Annotated in this window: 15 protein-coding genes; 6 read left to right on the top strand and 9 right to left on the bottom strand. The window is 71.4% G+C overall.

Features of this window, described 5'->3' with window-relative positions:
• Window positions 1-236 precede the first annotated feature (236 nt).
• Window positions 237-1,439: an amino acid deaminase/aldolase gene (locus ACIRP7_RS16110; protein ID WP_403658911.1), complete on the top strand. Its 1,203-nt coding sequence runs from the start codon at window positions 237-239 to the stop codon at window positions 1,437-1,439.
• Between the two features lies 1 nt (window position 1,440).
• Here the strand turns inward: ACIRP7_RS16110 and ACIRP7_RS16115 are convergent, their stop codons facing one another.
• From ACIRP7_RS16115 to ACIRP7_RS16130, 4 genes are read right to left on the bottom strand one after another with little or no spacing between them, the layout of a single operon-like run.
• Complete coding sequence (locus tag ACIRP7_RS16115) at window positions 1,441-2,190, bottom strand: DUF2510 domain-containing protein (protein WP_403658915.1); 750 nt, start codon at window positions 2,188-2,190, stop codon at window positions 1,441-1,443.
• 21 nt (window positions 2,191-2,211) lie between these two features.
• A complete protein-coding gene (locus tag ACIRP7_RS16120; RefSeq protein WP_403658918.1) occupies window positions 2,212-3,003 on the bottom strand; it encodes a 3-oxoacyl-ACP reductase in 792 nt (263 codons plus the stop codon).
• Complete coding sequence (locus ACIRP7_RS16125) at window positions 3,000-4,382, bottom strand: aldehyde dehydrogenase family protein (protein WP_403658921.1); 1,383 nt, start codon at window positions 4,380-4,382, stop codon at window positions 3,000-3,002. The genes ACIRP7_RS16120 and ACIRP7_RS16125 overlap by 4 nt, the downstream gene beginning before the upstream one ends.
• Window positions 4,383-4,393: 11 nt before the next feature.
• A complete protein-coding gene (locus ACIRP7_RS16130; RefSeq protein WP_403658925.1) occupies window positions 4,394-5,752 on the bottom strand; it encodes a glutamine synthetase family protein in 1,359 nt (452 codons plus the stop codon).
• 95 nt (window positions 5,753-5,847) lie between these two features.
• Here ACIRP7_RS16130 and ACIRP7_RS16135 point away from each other — a divergent pair, with 95 nt between their 5' ends.
• Window positions 5,848-6,585 carry an FCD domain-containing protein gene (locus ACIRP7_RS16135; protein ID WP_352390088.1) on the top strand — a complete coding sequence of 246 codons (738 nt, stop codon included), beginning with the start codon at window positions 5,848-5,850 and terminating at the stop codon, window positions 6,583-6,585.
• 67 nt (window positions 6,586-6,652) lie between these two features.
• Window positions 6,653-7,342 (top strand): gamma-glutamyl-gamma-aminobutyrate hydrolase family protein, encoded by a 690-nt coding sequence (locus ACIRP7_RS16140; protein ID WP_403658928.1) that lies wholly within the window; start codon window positions 6,653-6,655, stop codon window positions 7,340-7,342.
• A gap of 66 nt (window positions 7,343-7,408) precedes the next feature.
• Here ACIRP7_RS16140 and ACIRP7_RS16145 read toward each other — a convergent pair whose 3' ends face one another.
• A complete protein-coding gene (locus ACIRP7_RS16145) occupies window positions 7,409-8,335 on the bottom strand; it encodes a LysR family transcriptional regulator (RefSeq protein ID WP_403658931.1) in 927 nt (308 codons plus the stop codon).
• 70 nt (window positions 8,336-8,405) lie between these two features.
• Here ACIRP7_RS16145 and ACIRP7_RS16150 point away from each other — a divergent pair, with 70 nt between their 5' ends.
• The gene (locus ACIRP7_RS16150) at window positions 8,406-9,530 is read left to right on the top strand and encodes a TDT family transporter (RefSeq protein ID WP_403658934.1); all 1,125 of its coding nucleotides are present in this window, start codon (window positions 8,406-8,408) and stop codon (window positions 9,528-9,530) included.
• Here the strand turns inward: ACIRP7_RS16150 and ACIRP7_RS16155 are convergent.
• The 4 genes from ACIRP7_RS16155 to ACIRP7_RS16170 all read right to left on the bottom strand — a co-directional run bounded on the left by ACIRP7_RS16155 (window position 9,442) and on the right by ACIRP7_RS16170 (window position 14,669).
• Entirely contained in the window at window positions 9,442-10,158 is a 717-nt protein-coding gene (locus ACIRP7_RS16155; protein WP_403658937.1) for a helical backbone metal receptor, read from the bottom strand. The two genes, ACIRP7_RS16150 and ACIRP7_RS16155, sit on opposite strands and share 89 nt — an antisense overlap.
• Entirely contained in the window at window positions 10,155-10,724 is a 570-nt protein-coding gene (locus tag ACIRP7_RS16160; protein ID WP_403658940.1) for a helix-turn-helix domain-containing protein, read from the bottom strand. Before ACIRP7_RS16160 ends, ACIRP7_RS16155 begins: the two co-directional genes overlap by 4 nt.
• 293 nt (window positions 10,725-11,017) lie before the next feature.
• Window positions 11,018-13,627: an ABC transporter permease/substrate binding protein gene (locus ACIRP7_RS16165; protein ID WP_403658942.1), complete on the bottom strand. Its 2,610-nt coding sequence runs from the start codon at window positions 13,625-13,627 to the stop codon at window positions 11,018-11,020.
• The gene (locus ACIRP7_RS16170) at window positions 13,620-14,669 is read right to left on the bottom strand and encodes a glycine betaine/L-proline ABC transporter ATP-binding protein (protein ID WP_403658945.1); all 1,050 of its coding nucleotides are present in this window, start codon (window positions 14,667-14,669) and stop codon (window positions 13,620-13,622) included. The genes ACIRP7_RS16165 and ACIRP7_RS16170 overlap by 8 nt, the downstream gene beginning before the upstream one ends.
• A 194-nt stretch (window positions 14,670-14,863) precedes the next feature.
• Between ACIRP7_RS16170 and ACIRP7_RS16175 the strand changes: the two genes are divergently transcribed.
• Window positions 14,864-15,793 carry a 5'-3' exonuclease H3TH domain-containing protein gene (locus ACIRP7_RS16175; protein ID WP_403659575.1) on the top strand — a complete coding sequence of 310 codons (930 nt, stop codon included), beginning with the start codon at window positions 14,864-14,866 and terminating at the stop codon, window positions 15,791-15,793.
• A gap of 93 nt (window positions 15,794-15,886) precedes the next feature.
• Window positions 15,887-16,732 carry a siderophore-interacting protein gene (locus ACIRP7_RS16180; protein WP_403658948.1) on the top strand — a complete coding sequence of 282 codons (846 nt, stop codon included), beginning with the start codon at window positions 15,887-15,889 and terminating at the stop codon, window positions 16,730-16,732.
• The last annotated feature ends 27 nt before the right edge of the window (window positions 16,733-16,759 follow it).

A 16,759-nucleotide genomic window follows, 5' to 3' on the forward strand; every position in this document is an offset into this window, starting at 1 on the left:
TCGTGCGCGGGCCCGCGTCGGAGTCGTCGGTGTGGAAGACAGCCGTCCGGGCACACATACCCGCACGGAAGGGCCGGCATCCCGGCGCGGCGGCGACGGGGGGCGAACAGCCCTGCGTGCGTGCGCGTCACTCTACGGGTTGTTCCTGGGCGAACGGGAACCAGTCCAGCAGGTCGGGGGCATCTGCCCGGAACGTCCCCCTACCCTGCGGTAATCCTGTCTGGCAGTCTTCGTCCATGACTGCGCGCGCCGCCGACCGGGCCCGTTACGACCGGGCCACAGCCCATCTGGACGCCCCCCTCGCCATCGTGGACCTGGACGCCTTCGACGCCAACGCGGACGATCTCGTCCGCCGGGCGGCGGGGAAACCCGTCCGCGTCGCCAGCAAGTCCGTGCGGTGCCGGGCACTGCTCGAACGCGTCCTGGCGAAGGACGGATTCGCCGGCATCATGTCGTTCACCCTCGCCGAGTCCCTGTGGCTGGCCCGGAGCGGATTCGACGACATCCTGCTCGCCTACCCCTCCGCCGACCGTGCCGGTTACGCCGAACTCGCCGCCGATCCCAAGCTCGCGGCCGCCGTGACCGTGATGGTCGACGACCCCGCGCAGCTCGCCTTCATCGACGGCGCCCGCGCGGGCGGCACCGAAGTCATCCGGGTCTGCCTGGAGTTGGACACCTCGCTGAAGCTGCTCGGCGGCAAGGTCCGGGTCGGTGCCCGACGTTCGCCCCTGCACTCCCCCGCCCAGGTCGCCGACATGGCCCGTGCGGTGGCCCGGCGCCCCGGGTTCGAGGTCGTGGGGATCATGGCCTACGAGGGACACATCGCCGGGGTCGGGGACTCCGTCGCCGGACGGCCGTTGCGTTCCCGGGCCGTCCGTCTCATGCAGGCCACGGCCCGCAAGGAGCTCGCCGAGCGCCGCGCCGCCGTGGTGCGCGCGGTGCGGGCCGTCGTACCGGACCTGGAGTTCGTCAACGGCGGCGGCACGGGCAGCGTCCAGCACACCGCCGCCGAGGACGCGGTCACGGAGATCGGTGCCGGTTCGGGGCTGTACGTGCCGAGGCTGTTCGACAACTACACGTCCTTCAGCGGGCGTCCGGCCGCGCTGTTCGCCATGCCCGTCGTGCGCAGGCCGGGGGTCGGCGTGGTGACCGTCCTCGGCGGCGGCTACCCGGCCTCCGGCGCGCCAGGACCCGACCGGCTGCCGGTGCCGTATCTACCGGAGGGCCTGAAGTACGACCCGCAGGAGGGGCCCGGCGAGGTGCAGACCCCGCTGCTCGGCGCCCCCGCCGACGACCTGCTGCTCGGCGACAAGGTGTGGTTCCGGCACGCCAAGGCCGGTGAGCTGTGCGAGCGGTTCGAGAAACTGCATCTGATCGAGGGGGACGCGGTGACGGCGACCGTCCCGACGTACCGCGGGGAAGGCCACACGTTCCTCTAGGTCAACGGCGGACGGACCGGATCCCGTGGGTGATCCGGTCCATGTCGGCCAGCGGCGGCCCGCCCGGACCCGCGTCGAAGGCGAAGCGGACGACGACGGCGTCCGGGGGTCCGCCGGGGGCGGGTGTGAGGGCCAGCGACTGGACGTAACCCTCGGCTCCCCGGGCCGTTTTCACTCGCCAGCGCACCAGGTATCCGGTGCATCCGGCGACGGCGACGCGCCCCGATCCGACGACCCGGTGGCTGCGGATGCCGCCGTAGGAACTGTCGGCGGCCCGCGGTATGTCCTTCTTCGCGAGGGATGCCGGCCCGGAGTTCGCGGGCAGCGTGCGGGTGAAGACCCGGCCGCCCCCGGTGGTCATCACGAGGTTGTCGCGGGTGACGTACTTGGAGGGGATCCAGCCGTCCGGCAACGGCAGGCTGATGCCGTCGAGTTCGTCGACCAGGCGGGACGGGGCCGCGGAGGCCGTGGTGGGCGACGGGCTCGTGACGGTCGGTGCCGTGTCCGCCACCACGTCGCCCTGGCCCCGGGCGAGGGCGAAGGCCCCGCTGACGATCGCGGCGACGAGGACGATCCCGGAGGCCGTGAGGGCGACGGCCTTGGCCCGCCCCGAGGCCCCGCCGGCCGCGCGCGGCGGACCGGGGGCCCCGGGGAGGCGCCGGTGGTCCGTCCAGGCGGCCCCGTCCCACCAGCGCTCCAGCTGCGGAGCGTCGGGGTCCGGGTACCAGCCGGGCGGGAGCGTCCTGCTCATAGGCGCACTGTAGGACGAGACCTACAGCGGTGTGACGTACGCCCCCGAGATCCCGCCGTCCACGAGGAAGTCGCTGGCGTTGACGAAGGAGGAGTCGTCGCTGGCCAGGAAGGCGACGGCGGCGGCGATCTCCTCGGCCTCGGCGAACCGGCCGACCGGAATGTGCACGAGCCGGCGCGCGGCCCGCTCGGGGTCCTTGGCGAACAGCTCCTGGAGCAGCGGGGTGTTGACCGGACCCGGGCAGAGGGCGTTCACGCGGATGCCCTCCCGTGCGAACTGCACGCCCAGTTCACGGGACATGGCGAGCACGCCGCCCTTGGAGGCGGTGTAGGAGATCTGGGAGGTGGCCGCGCCCATCCGCGCCACGAAGGACGCCGTGTTGATGATGGACCCCTTGCCCTGCCGCCGCATGTAAGGGATCGCGGCCTTGCAGCACAGGTAGACGGAGGTCAGGTTGACCTCCTGGACGCGCTTCCAGGCCTCCAGGCCGGTCTCCAGGATGGAGTCGTCGTCCGGCGGCGAGATCCCCGCGTTGTTGAAGGCGACGTCGACGCTGCCGTAGGTGTCGTACGCCGTCCTGAACAGGGCCTCGACCTGGTCCGGGTCGGTGACGTCGACCTTGACGAAGAGCCCGCCGATCTCGTCCGCCGCGGCCTTGCCGCGGGGCTCGTCGACGTCGGCACAGACGACATGGGCGCCCTCGGAGGCGAGCCGGCGGGCGGTGGCGAGACCGATGCCGCTGCCGGCTCCGGTGATGACGGCCGTACGGCCGACGAGACGGCGGCACACGATCTGCTCGGTCGAAGAGGTCACTGGGCGGGGCCTTCCGTGCTGATGAAGACGTTCTTGGTTTCGGTGAAGGCGGTCAGGGCGTCCGGGCCGAGTTCGCGGCCGAGTCCGGACTGCTTGTAGCCGCCGAAGGGGGTCCAGTAGCGGACGCTGGAGTGGGAGTTGACGGACAGGTTGCCCGCCTTGACGGCCCGGGAGACACGCAGCGCGCGGCCGATGTCGCGGGTCCACAGGGAGCCGGAGAGGCCGTACGGGGTGTCGTTTGCGAGCCGGATCGCGTCGTCCTCGTCGGTGAAGGGCAGCAGGACGGCGACCGGGCCGAAGATCTCCTCGCGGGCGGCCTCGGAGTCGGGCGCCTCGCCGGTGAGGACGGTCGGCGCGAACCAGAAGCCGGGTCCGTCGGGTGCGCTGCCCCGCAGACCGGGCGCGTCGTCCGGCACCAACGCCCGTACGCGGTCCAGTTGCCGGCGGGAGATCAGCGGGCCCATCTGGGTCTTCTCGTCGGCGGGGTCGCCCACGACCACGGCGTTCAACGCGTCGGCGAGCAGTTCGCGCACCTCGTCGTAAACCGGTTCCTGGACCAGGATCCGGGTGCGGGCGCAGCAGTCCTGGCCGGAGTTGTCGAGGAAGGAGAAGGGGTCGACGGCCGTCTTCAGGTCCGCGTCCGCGAAGACGATGTTGGGGCTCTTGCCGCCGAGTTCGAGGGTGACCGGCTTGACCTGGTGGGCGCAGCGCTCCATGACGTCGCGGCCGGTGCGGGTGGAGCCGGTGAAGACGATCTTCGCGACGCCGGGGTGCTCGACGAGGGCGGTGCCGGCGACCGGCCCGTGGCCCGGCAGCACCTGGAACAGACCCTCGGGCAGCCCTGCCTCCAGGGCGAGTTCGGCGAGCCGCAGGGCGGTGAGCGGGGTGGTCTCGGCGGGCTTGAGGACGACGGCGTTGCCGGCCGCGAGCGCGGGTGCCGTGCCCCAGGCGGCGATCGGCATGGGGAAGTTCCAGGGCGCGATGACGCCGACCACGCCCAGGGGTTCGAGGATGGTGACGTCGAGGCCGCCGGGGACCGGGATCTGGCGGCCGTTCAGCCGTTCCACCCCGCCTGCCGCATAGGCGAGCAGGTCACGGACGTTGCCGGCCTCCCAGCGGGCGTTGCCGAGGAGGTGACCGGCCTCGCGGACCTCCAGGCGGGCCAGTTCCTCCACGTGCCGGTCGACGACGTCGGCGAAGCGACGCAGCAGCCGGGCCCGGTCGGCGGGGGCGAGGGCGGCCCAGCGGACCTGTGCCTTCGACGCGCGGGCGACCGCCGCGTCCACGTCGGCCGCGGTGGCGGCGGGGACGGTGGCGACGACCTCCTCGGTGGCCGGGTTGAGGACGGTCAGATCGTGCTCGTAGGACGACGGGGACAACGAAGTACCTCTCACAGGCGTTCGAAGGAGCGGCGCAGCTCCCAGTCGGTGACCGCCGCGTCGAAGGCTTCGAGTTCGACGCGGGCCATGTTGCGGTAGTGCGCGACGACCTCGTCGCCGAAGGCGGCCCGGGCGATCGGGCTGTTCTCCCAGAGCTCGGCGGCCTCGCGCAGGGTGGTCGGGACGTGGTCGTACTCGGCGGTGTAGGCGTTGCCGGTGCAGACCTCCGGCAGTTCCAGCTTCTGCTCGATGCCGTACAGCCCTGCCGCGACCAGTCCGGCGACCGCGAGGTACGGGTTGACGTCCCCGCCGGGCAGCCGGTTCTCGAAGCGCAGGGAGCGGCCGTGGCCGACGACCCTGAGGGAGCAGGTGCGGTTGTCGTGGCCCCAGGCGACGGCCGTGGGGGCGAAGGAGCCCGGCTGGAACCGCTTGTAGGAGTTGATGTTGGGCGCGTAGAGGAGTGAGAAGTCTCTGAGGGCCGCGAGCTGCCCCGCGAGGAAGTACCGCATCACGTCCGACATGCCGTCCGGGCCGGCCATGGCGTTGTCGCCCGCGGCGTCGGCGAGTGAGAGGTGGATGTGGCAGGAGTTGCCCTCGCGCTCGTTGTACTTGGCCATGAAGGTGAGCGACACGCCCTCCTGGGCGGCGATCTCCTTGGCGCCGGTCTTGTAGACGGCGTGCTGGTCGCAGGTGGTCAGGGCCTCGTCGTAGCGGAAGGCGATCTCGTGCTGGCCGGGGTTGCACTCGCCCTTGGCGGACTCGACGGTGAGCCCGGCGGCGGCCATCTCGTTGCGGATGCGGCGCAGCAGGGGCTCGATCCGTCCGGTGCCGAGCACCGAGTAGTCGATGTTGTACTGGTTGGCGGGCGTGAGCCCGCGGTAGTTGGCGTCCCAGGCCTGCTCGTAGGTGTCCTTGAAGACGATGAACTCCAGCTCGGTGCCGACCTGGGCGGTGTAGCCGAGTTCGGCGAGCCGCTCCAGCTGGCGGCGCAGGATCTGGCGGGGCGCGGCGACGACCGGGGAGCCGTCGTCCCAGGCGAGGTCGGCGATCAGCAGGGCCGTACCGGCGTTCCAGGGCACGCGCCGCAGGGTGCCGAGGTCGGGGCGCATGGCGAAGTCGCCGTAGCCGCGGTCCCAGGAGGACATCGCGTAGCCGTCGACGGTGTTCATCTCGGTGTCGACGGCGAGCAGGTAGTTGCAGCCCTCGGTGCCGTGGTGGAGTACCTCGTCGAGGAAGAAGCGGGCGGCGAACCGCTTGCCCTGGAGCCGGCCCTGCATGTCGGGGAAGGCCAGGACGACGGTGTCGATCTCACCGCCCGCGACGAGGGTGTGCAGCTCCTCGACGCTGAGCGGGGGTGTGCGGTCTGCCACGGGAGAGCTCCTTCGGCTGCTGCGCGTTTTTCCGACCGGGCCGGGAGCCATAAGGTATTGCTCTGAACCATTGCTTGGGAAGGGGGCTCGGCCATATGTCGGTGGATGCTGACGGCGGCCCGGACGACCGGTTGACTCCGGTGCTGCGGCCGGTCAGGGCGGGCAACGGCTTCGAGGAGGCGCTGGAGCAGATCCTGCAGGTGGTGCGGCTCGGGCTGGTGCCGGGGGGCGGGCGGCTGCCGGCCGAGCGGGAGCTCGCGGAGCGGCTCGGGATCAGCCGGGTGACGCTGCGCGAGGTGCTGAAGGTGCTCCAGGACCAGGGGCTGGTGGAGTCGCGGCGGGGCCGGTACGGGGGCACGTTCGTACTGCCCCGCGCCCGGGCCGCGGTCGGCGAGGAGGAGCTGCGGCGCCGGATCGCCGAGGTGGACATCGAGGACGTGCTGCGTTTCCGGGAGGTTCTGGAGGTGGGCGCGGCGGGCCTGTGCGCGGCGCACGGCCTCACGGACGAGCAGGCACAGCGGCTGCGCGAGGCACTGGCGGCCACGCAGGAGGCGCCGCTGGCGGACTACCGGCGCCTGGACACCCTGCTGCACCTGACGCTCGCGGAACTGTGCGGCTCGCCCACGCTGACCGCCCAGTACGCCGCGGTGCGGGCCTCGGTGAACGACCTCCTGGACTGCATCCCGCTGCTGGTGCGCAACCTGGAGCACTCCCAGCGGCAGCACGCGGCGCTGGTCGAGGCGGTGCTGGACGGGGACGCCGACGGGGCGCGGGAGATGATGCGGGAGCACTGCGGGGGGACGGCGGCGCTGCTGCGGGGATTTCTGGCGTGACCTTGCCGCCGGTGGCCTCCGGGGGCAAAGGTATGAGTGTGCGCCATTGCAAGCCTGGGAGGGCCGAGTGACCGTACGACCGCTGATCGGCGTCAGCACGTATCTGGAGGCCGGGGCGCGCTGGGGCGTCTGGGAGCTGGAGGCGGTGCTGCTGCCGGCGGGGTATCCGCGTCTGGTGCAGCGGGCGGGCGGTCTGGCCGTGATGCTCCCGCCGGACGCCCCGGAGCACGCGGCGGCGACGGTGGCCCGCCTGGACGGCCTGGTGATCGCGGGCGGCCCGGACGTGGAGCCGGTCCACTACGGCGCCACCCCCGATCCCCGCACCGGCCCACCCGCTCGCGCCCGCGACACCTGGGAACTGGCCCTGATCCAGGCGGCGTTGGCGGCCCGCGTCCCGCTGCTGGGGATCTGCCGGGGCATGCAACTGCTGAACGTCGCCCTGGGCGGCACCCTCACCCAGCACATCGACGGCCACGCGGAGGTCCCGGGCGTCTTCGGCCGGCACCCGGTCAAGCCGGTACCGGGCACGGTCTACGGCGACCTCGCCCCGGAGGAGACCTCGGTGCCGACCTACCACCATCAGGCGGTGGACCGCCTCGGAAGCGGCCTCCTGGTGTCGGCGCAGGCGTCGGACGGCACAGTGGAGGCGGTCGAACTGCCCGGCCCGCACTGGGTGTTGGGAGTCCAGTGGCATCCGGAGATGGGCGAGGACCTGCGGGTGATGCGGGGACTGGTCTCGGCGGCCGGCCGTACCTAGGCCCCGCACGGCGATCGCACGCACCGAACGCCGCTGCGTCTTCTGCGGAGACCCCTCAGAAGAACCCTAGGCCCGCGTCAGCGACAGCAGGTCCCTCGCCGGGCCCACCGGGCGGTGGCCCGTGGGCCACACCGCCCGCAGGTCCCGGGCCAGCGACACCCCGTCCACCGGCACCCGCACCAGCCGGCGCATCGACAGTTCCTCGCCCACGGCCAGTTCGCTCAGGACCGCCGGACCCGCCCCGCTCACCACCGCCGCCTTCACCGCCGTGGTGGACGAGAGCTCGATCAGGGGGCGGGCCAGGCCGCCCAGAGCCGCGTCCAGGACCTGACGGGTGCCCGAGCCCTTCTCCCGGAGGATCAGCGGCGTCGCGGCCAGTTCGGCGGCTTCCAGAGGACGTCGGCGGCGGGCCCAGGCATGCCCCGGGGCCGTCACCACGATCAGGTGGTCGTGGGCTATCACCACCGAGTCGAGGCCGGAGGGGACGGTCAGGCCCTCCACGAAGCCGAGGTCCGCCTCGTCCGACAGCAGCCGTTCCGCCACCGTCGCCGAGTTCCCCGCGTGCAGCGACACCGCGGTGTCCGGGCGCCCAGCGCGCAGGGCCAGGAGCCATCCCGGCAGCAGGTACTCCGCGATCGTCATGCTCGCCGCCACCCGGAGCCGGGAGTCCCGGCGGACCCGCAGTGCCTGTGCCCCGGCGTCGAAGGCCTCGGCCGCCTCCACGATCCGCCGCGCCCAGTCGGTCACCAGCGCTCCGGCGTCCGTGAGCCGGGAGCCCCGGGGCGAGCGGTCGACCAGGGCCACCCCCAACTGCCGTTCCATGGAGCGGATCCGGCTGCTCGCCGCCGGCTGGGTGATGCCGAGCTCCCGCGCCGCCCCGCCGAGACTCCCGAGCCGCGCCACGGCCAGCAGCAGCTCCAGGCCCCCGAGATCCGGTACCCGGTGCGCCAGCATCCCGCCCAATGCCGGCCGAACCTCTTCCTCACCGCTCATAAGACCAGCTTATGCCCTCATAGAGCCGTACTCCCTGGTCGCGGCCGTTTCCCGGCGGCACCGTGGAGTCATGGTCACCGCCGTCCGTCACCTCGGGCCGAACTGGTACGCCTGCGTCATGGGCACCGCGATCGTCGCCACCGCCGGCACCGCGCTCCCCGTGCACCTCCCCGGCCTGCGCACGATCTGCGCCGCCGTCTGGCTCCTGTCCCTCGCCCTGCTGCTCGCCCTGCTCGGCGCCCGCGCCCTGCACTGGCGCCACCACGCCGACCAGGCCCGCGCCCACCTCCGCGACCCCGCCACGGCCCCCTTCTACGGCTGCCTCGCCATGGCCCTGCTGGCCGTCGGCGGCGGTGCCCTCACCGCCGGCCGGTACTGGATCGGGACGACGGCCGCGGTCGCTCTCGACGCCGTGCTGTTCAGCGCCGGTACGGCCGTGGGTCTGGCCGCCGCGATCACCGTGCCGTACCTCATGGCCGTACGACAGCGGGCCGAGCCGGGGCAGGCCACACCCGTGTGGCTGCTGCCCCTCGTCGCGCCCATGGTGTCCGCCGCCCTCGGGCCGCTCCTCGTGCCGTATCTCCCCGCCGGTCAGCCGCGCGAGACCCTTCTCCTCGCCTGCTTCGCGATGTTCGGGCTCAGCCTTCTGGCCACCTCGCTGATGCTGCCGCTCGTCTTCACCCGGATCGTCACCGGCGGCCCGCTCCCCCTCGCCCTCACTCCGACCCTCTTCCTGGTGCTCGGCCCGCTCGGCCAGTCCACCACGGCCGTCGGCAAGTTCGCGGACGTGGCCCCCGGTGTCGTACCGGCCCCCTACAGCCAGGGCTTCGGTGTCCTCGCGGTCCTCTACGGCGTTCCCGTCATGGGGTTCGCCCTGCTGTGGCTGGGGCTCGCCACCGCGCATGTGGTCCGCGCCCGTCGGCACGGGATGCGGTTCTCGATGACCTGGTGGGCGTTCACCTTCCCGGTCGGCACCTGCGTCACGGGAGCCGAGGCACTGGCCCGGCACACGGGACTGGTCGTCTACGACTGGCTCGCCACCGGTCTCTACGTCGCTCTCGTCGCCGCCTGGACCACGGCCGCCCTGCACACCGCGCGCGGGATCGTCAGCGGAGCGCTGCTCGCAGGGCCTCGCCCAGTGCCCGTGGTGCTTCGGCCAGCGACGGCCCGTACCACGTCAGGTGCCGTCCGCTGACGAGGGCGCAGGGCAGACCGGGGAAGGCCTCCGGGCCGTCGTCGGGGGTGAAGCGGTACGGCTCGTCGGGCAGGACCACCACGTCCGGGGCCGCCGCCCGCAGCTCTTCCAGCGGGATCCGCGGATAACGGTCGGCGTGACCGGCGTACACATGGTCCACACCGAGCCGGGACAGCACATCGCCCGCGAACGTGTCCCGGCCGAGCACCATCCACGGCCGCCGCCAGATCGGCACGACCGCCGTCGTACGGCGCACCGGGGGCTGGAGCGCCGACCAGGCGTCCTCTGCCTCGTCCAGCCAGCGCGGCCGTACGGCGCCGCAGGCCTCGACGACCCGGGCCAGTTCACGGAAGGCCTGCGGGACGTCCCGGACCTCGGTGACCAGGACCCGCAGGCCCGCCTCGCGCAGAGCGAGCAGGTCCGGCTCGCGGTTCTCCTCCTCGTTGGCGATCACCAGGTCGGGGGCGAGGGCGACGATCCGGTCGAGCTTCGGGTTCTTGGTGCCGCCGATGCGCGGGACGTCGAGATCGGCGGAGTGGGTGCACCAGTCGGTGGCACCGACCAGGGCGCCGGGGGCCGAGCGGGCGATCGCCTCGGTCAGCGAGGGGACCAGGGAGACGACTCTCACTGCCGGGGCCGGTCCCAGGCCGCCTCGACGTGCTCGGCCACGGCGACGACGACCACGCGGGTGTCCGCCACGGTCGCCCGCCAGCGGTGCCGCACCCCGCCGGTGAGGTACAGGGTGTCGCCGCGGCCCAGCCGGTACGCGCGGCCCTCGGCCTCGACGTCCACCGCGCCGTCGGCGACGTACAGCAACTGGTCGTTGCGGTACTGGAATTCACGGCCCGCGTCATGGTCGCCGGTGAACTCCTGAGCGTGCATCTGGTGGTGACCGCGCACCAGGGAGCGCATCCGCGGTTCACCGTCCGGCTCCGGGTCCTCTGCGTGGACGACGTCGACGCTGCACGCCGGGTCGGCGGCGGCGAGGAGTTCGACGGCCGTGGTGCGCAGGGCGTCGGCGACCTTCTCCAGGGAGCTGCGGCTGGGGCGGGCGCGCTCGTTCTCGATCTGGCTCAGAAAGGGGACCGAGAGGCCGCTGCGCTCGGCGACGACGGCGAGGGTGAGCTCCAGCGCGCGGCGCCTGCGGCGCACGGCCGCGCCGACCCGAAGGGGCTGTTCTTTGTGGTCGCCCATGGCTCCGGCTCCCTCCTCCGCTCGTCGGTCCTGTGACACGTCCCCTGATGAGTTGTCTGCACCCTACGCATGTTCGGCAAACCGTTTCACGCGGCCGTCACATCCATGTCATACGGCGTGCGACGGTACCTCACAGTTCGCGCCAGCCGAACGGCCCCCTGGAGAGAGCCAGGGGGCCGGGTTTCGGACACCCGTCCGCTGCGGGCCGCCCAAGTCCCCTCGTCGGCATGAGAGTTCGGGCGAGGGCGTAGCTCTATGTGGTTGGCCGGATCCTTACCGTGTGCCCGGAGCGGTTATGACGGTGTCATCCGCCCGACCATCTCCGGGTGCTTCTTCAACCAGGCCGCGACCGCCTGCTCCTCGCGCCCCTGGCCGTACCGGTTGATCTCGCTCTCCAGAGTACCGAGCTCGTCCTCACTCATCCGGAAGCCCTTGATCCACTTGGTGAGCCGGGGGTACTGCCCGGGGAACTTCTCGTGGGAGATGGTGCGGATCGTGTTGCCCTCGCCGAAGAGCTTCTTGTCGTCCTTCAGCTTGGTCAGGTCGTACTGGCTGTACGCCCAGTGCGGGGACCACAGGACGACCGCGACGGGCTGCTTCCTGGCGTAGGCACGCTTGAGCTCGGCCAGCATCGCGGGCGTGGAGCCGTCGACGACCTCGTACTCCTCGTCGAGGCCGTACCCCGGCAGGACCTTGTTCTTGAGAAGGTTCATCTCGCCGGTGCCCGGTTCGATGCCGATGATCTTCCCGTCGAACTCCGCGGCCCTGCCCTTGAGGTCCTCGTACGTCTTCACGCCCTTGACGTACGACGGGACCGCGACCTCCAGCGAGGTCGGCTCGTACCAGGTGCCGAGGTCGGCGAGGCTGTCCTTGCTCTTGTCCCAGTAGTTCTTCTGGGCGTACGGCAGCCAGGCGTCGAAGTTGAGGTCCAGGTCTCCGGAGGCGAGGCCGGTGTAGACCGGGCCGACGTCCATCTGCTTGAGGTTGAGCCGGTAGCCGCGGTTCTCGAGCACGTTCTTCCAGAGGTACGTGACGGCGATGTCCTCGTCCCAGGGGAACCAGGCCACATTCACCGGGCGCCTGGTCTCGGCCGCCGTCTTCTGGACGGGCGCCAGCTTGTCGACCAGGCCGGGATGCTGCTTCAGCCAGGAGCGTACGGCGTCCTGCTGCCTGCCCTTGCCCGCCTTGTTGATCTCGGCCTCCAGGCCGGTGAGCTGCTTCTCGTCCAGCTTGAAGTTCTTCAGCCACTGTCCGACGACCGGGTTCTCGTCCGTGAACCCCTTGCGGGCCACCGTGTGGATGCCGTCGCCCGAGCCCCAGGCGCCCTTGGGGTCCTTGAGCTTCTTCAGGTCGTAGTCGTTGTACGCCCAGTGCGGCGACCAGAGCGTGGTGACGACCGGGGCCTTCTTGGCGTACGCCCGCTTCAGCTCGGCCAGCATGGCGGGTGTGGAGCTGTCGACGACCTTGTACTCCTTGTCGAGGCCGTACGCCTTCAGGACCTTGCTCTTGAGCAGGGCCATCTCGCCGGCGCTCGACTCGATGCCGGTGATGTTCCCGCCGAACCGCGAGGCCTTGCCCTTGAGGTCGGCCAGGGAGTTGATGTCCTTCATGTACGAGGGGACGCTCAGCTCCAGAGACGTCTTGTCGTACCAGGCGCCGAGGTCGTCGAGTTTGGCGCCGTACTTCCTCCAGTACTGCTCGTGGGTCGTGGGCAGCCAGGCGCCGGTCATGAAGTCGGCGTTGCCGGAGGCGAGGGAGGTGTAGAGCGGCCCGGCGTCGAACTGCTTGGCGTCCACCTGGTAGCCGCGTTCCTCCAGGATCTCCTTCCAGAGGAAGGTGGAGGCGACGCCGTCGTCCCAGGGGACGTAGCCGATGCTGATCTTCTTGCCCTGGCCGACGTCCTTGCCGCCGGAGACGGCCGTGGCCTGGCCCGAGGTGCCGCCGAAGATCCCCATGCCGCCCGCCACGAGGGCGAGGACGACGACGCCGATCACGGCGATCTGGGGGCTGGGACGGTAGGACCAGATCTTCAGCCCGCCCTGGGACGCGCGGGCCTTGGCGGCGGCGCGGCGGCCCAGCGGGGAGACCTGGGTGCCGAGCGCGCCGGTCATGCGGTCGAGGTAGATCGCGAGGATCACGATGGCGACACCGGCCTCGGAGCCGAGGCCCACGTTGAGCTGGCCGATGGCCTCGTTGACGTCGCCGCCGAGGCCGCCGGTGCCGACCATGCCGGCGATCGCGGCCATCGACAGGCCGAGCATGATGACCTGGTTGACGCCGGCCATCACCGTGGGCAGTGCCAGGGGGAGCTGGACGCGCAGGAGGGTGTCGCGGGGGGTGGTGCCGAACGCCTCGGCGGCCTCGACGAGCTCCTTGTCGACCTGGCGGATGCCGAGCTCGGTCATGCGGACACCGGGAGCGAGCGCGAAGATCAGGGTGGCGACGATGCCCGCGGAGGCGCCGGTGCCGAAGAACAGGATCGCCGGGATGAGGTAGATCATCGCGGGTAGCGTCTGCATGAAGTCCAGGACAGGACGGACGATGCCGCTGACCCGGTTCGAGCGGGCCGCCCAGATACCCACGGGCACGGCTGTCACCAGCGCGATGATCGTGGCGACGAGGACCAGCGAGAGGGTCGTCATCGCGTCCTCCCACAGTTCGAGGGAGTCGATGAAGGCGAATCCCGCGAAGGTGAGGACCCCGGCGAGGGTGCCGCGCAGCCAGAAGGCGATCACGGCGAAGATCCCTGCGAGGAGCAGGGGGTGGGGCGCCTGGAGGACGGCGTCGATACCGTCGTAGGTGCCGGTGAAGACGGTCTTGAGGAAGTCGAAGAGCCAGGCCACGTGGTCGAGCAGCCAGTCGACGGTGTCGTTGACCCGGTCGCCGAGCGGGATCCTAGGCATGGGCCACCTCCGCGTCGCCCATGAAGGCGACCAGTCGCTGCTGCGGGACCACGCCGACGAGGGTGCGGTGCTCGTCGAGGACGGCCACCGGGTGCGTCGACCGGGCGCTCATCGCGCAGAGCTCGGTGAACGGTGTCTCGGGTGTCGCGGTCTCGCAGTCGCCCGCGCAGCCGCAGTCGGTCTCGACGCCGCTGACGTCCGTGTCCATGACGGCGGACGCGGTCAGGACACGGGAGCGGTCGACGTCCTTGGTGAAGGAGGCGACGTAGTCGTCGGCGGGCCGCACGAGGATGTCCTCCGCGCTGCCGGTCTGGATGATCCTGCCGTCGCGCATGACGGCGATCCGGTCGCCGAGCCGCATGGCCTCGTTGAGGTCGTGGGTGATGAAGACGATCGTCTTCTTCAAGGTCTGCTGGAGCTGCAGGAGCTGGTCCTGCATGTCCCGGCGGATCAGCGGGTCGAGCGCGCTGAACGACTCGTCCATGAGGAGCAGGTCGGCGTCGGTGGCGAGGGCGCGGGCCAGGCCCACGCGCTGCTGCATGCCGCCGGAGAGCTCGTCGGGCCAGGACTTCGCCCAGCCGCCCAGGCCGCACAGCTCCAGGGCCTTCGTCGCCCGCTCGATGCGCTCGGCCTTGGGGACGCCCTGGACGGCGAGGCCGTAGGCGGCGTTCTCCAGGACGCTGCGGTGCGGGAAGAGCGCGAAGTGCTGGAAGACCATGCTGATCTTCTTCGCGCGTACGGCGCGCAGCTCGCGGTCGGTGAGCGCGGTGAGGTCCTGGCCGTCGAAACGGACCTGGCCCGCGGTCGGCTCCAGGAGGCCGTTGAGCATGCGCAGCAGCGTGGACTTGCCGGAGCCGGACAGGCCCATGACGACGAAGATCTGGCCCGGGTCCACGGTGAAGGAGGCGTCGATCACCGCCGCCGTGGTGCCCTCGGCGCGCAGTCCCTCCCGGTCGGCGCCCTCGCGGAGCCTGTCGACCGCCTCGTGCGGGCGTCTTCCGAAGACCTTGTACAGCTGTTCTGCCTTAAGCCTTGCTGACACGCGTGCCTCTCGTCTCTTCGACCACTGGGGGGAGACGAAGGGCCGCGAACAGTTGAAAGTGCAACCTGCCCCGCTCCGGGGCGGCGCCTGCCCATACGTCTCTGGGCCAAACACACCCGTGTCCTGGTTCACAGGACGCTCACACCGCCGAACGAGTCAAGGGTCGACGGCCGGTGTCAGTGGGGTACGGCATGATGCGAGACGTGACCGGACGACTGATGCTCCTCGACACCGCCTCGCTCTACTTCCGCGCCTACTTCGGCGTGCCGGACTCGGTGAAGGCACCCGACGGCACCCCGGTGAACGCCGTGCGCGGCCTCCTCGAATTCATCGACCGCCTGGTCAAGGACCACCACCCCGACCTCCTGGTGGCCTGCATGGACGCCGACTGGCGACCCCAGTGGCGGGTCGACCTCATCCCCTCCTACAAGGCGCACCGCGTCGCCGAGGAGCACGAGAGCGGCCCGGACGAGGAGGAGGTGCCGGACACCCTGTCGCCGCAGGTGCCGGTCATCGAGGCCGTCCTGGACGCGCTCGGCATCGCGCGCGTGGGAGTGGCCGGCTACGAGGCGGACGACGTGATCGGCACGTTCACCGCTCAGGCGACGGGCCCCGTCGACATCGTCACCGGCGACCGCGACCTGTACCAACTGGTGGACGACGAGCGCCGGATCCGGGTGCTGTATCCACTCAAGGGCGTCGGCACGCTCCAGTTGACCGACGAGGCGTGGCTGCGCGAGAAGTATGGCGTCGACGGCCGAGGGTACGCGGATCTGGCGCTGCTGCGCGGCGACCCGAGCGACGGTCTGCCGGGCGTGCCCGGCATCGGCGAGAAGACGGCGGCCAAGCTGCTCGCCGAGTTCGGCGACCTGGCGGGGATCATGGCCGCGGTCGACGATCCGAAGGCGAAGCTCACGCCGTCGCAGCGCAAGCGGCTGGACGAGTCGCGGCCGTACCTGGCCGTGGCACCGAAGGTCGTGCGGGTGGCCGGCGACGTCCCGCTGCCGCAGGTGGAGACCGCGGTTCCGCGTGCGCCGCGCGATCCCGTGGCGCTGGAGAAGCTGGCGGAGCGATGGGGACTGGGAGGATCGCTGCACCGACTGGTGGCGACGCTCGGCGCGTAAATATTGCCCTCGCTTTCCACGAGTGGCACGCCGTCGCCAAGGGGGCGGGTGCTAACTTAGGTAAGCCTAAGCGTAGGGAACTGGGAGGCCGCCATGGCAGAAGGACCGGGACGCAAGCCGCGCAAGCCCCACTCCGTACAGGTGGTCCGCACCGAACGCCTGACCCCGCACATGCAGCGCGTGGTGCTCGGCGGCGACGGACTCGCCGACTTCGGGGCGGACACCTGCACCGACCACTACGTCAAGATCCTTTTCCCGGCCGAGGGCGCGACCTACCCCGAACCCTTCGACATCCAGCGCATCCGCGAGGAGTTCCCGCGCGAGCAGTGGCCGGTGACCCGCACGTACACCGTGCGCCACTGGGACGCCGAGCACCGCGAGCTCACCCTGGACTTCGTGATCCACGGCGACGAGGGCCTGGCCGGCCCCTGGGCGATGCGCGTCCAGCCCGGCGAGACCGTGCGCTTCATGGGCCCGGGCGGCGCCTACGCCCCGGACCCCGAGGCCGACTGGCATCTGCTCGTCGGTGACGAGAGCGCCCTGCCCGCGGTCGCCCGCTCCCTGGAGTCGCTGCCCGACGGCGCCCGGGCGCACGCCTTCATCGAGGTCTCCGGGCCCGAGGAGGAGCAGAAGATCGACTCCGACGTGGAGGTCGTCTGGCTGCACCGCGGCTCCCGCCCCGTCGGCGAGGCCCTGATCGAGGCCGTTCGCGCACTGGAGTTCCCGGCGGGCCGGCTGTGCGCGTTCGTGCACGGCGAGGCGCACTTCGTGAAGCAGCTGCGCCATCTCCTGCGGGTCGAACGCGCCGTCCCGCGCGAGCACCTGTCGATCTCCGGCTACTGGCGCCTGGGCCACAACGAGGACGGCTGGCAGGCCTCCAAGCGGGACTGGAACGCGCGCATCGAGGCGGAGCAGGAGGGGGCGGCACCGGCCGCGTAGGCATACGTTCCCGGTCGCTCATGCATA

This window comes from Streptomyces sp. NPDC102270 (assembly GCF_044766405.1).
GTDB lineage: Bacteria > Actinomycetota > Actinomycetes > Streptomycetales > Streptomycetaceae > Streptomyces.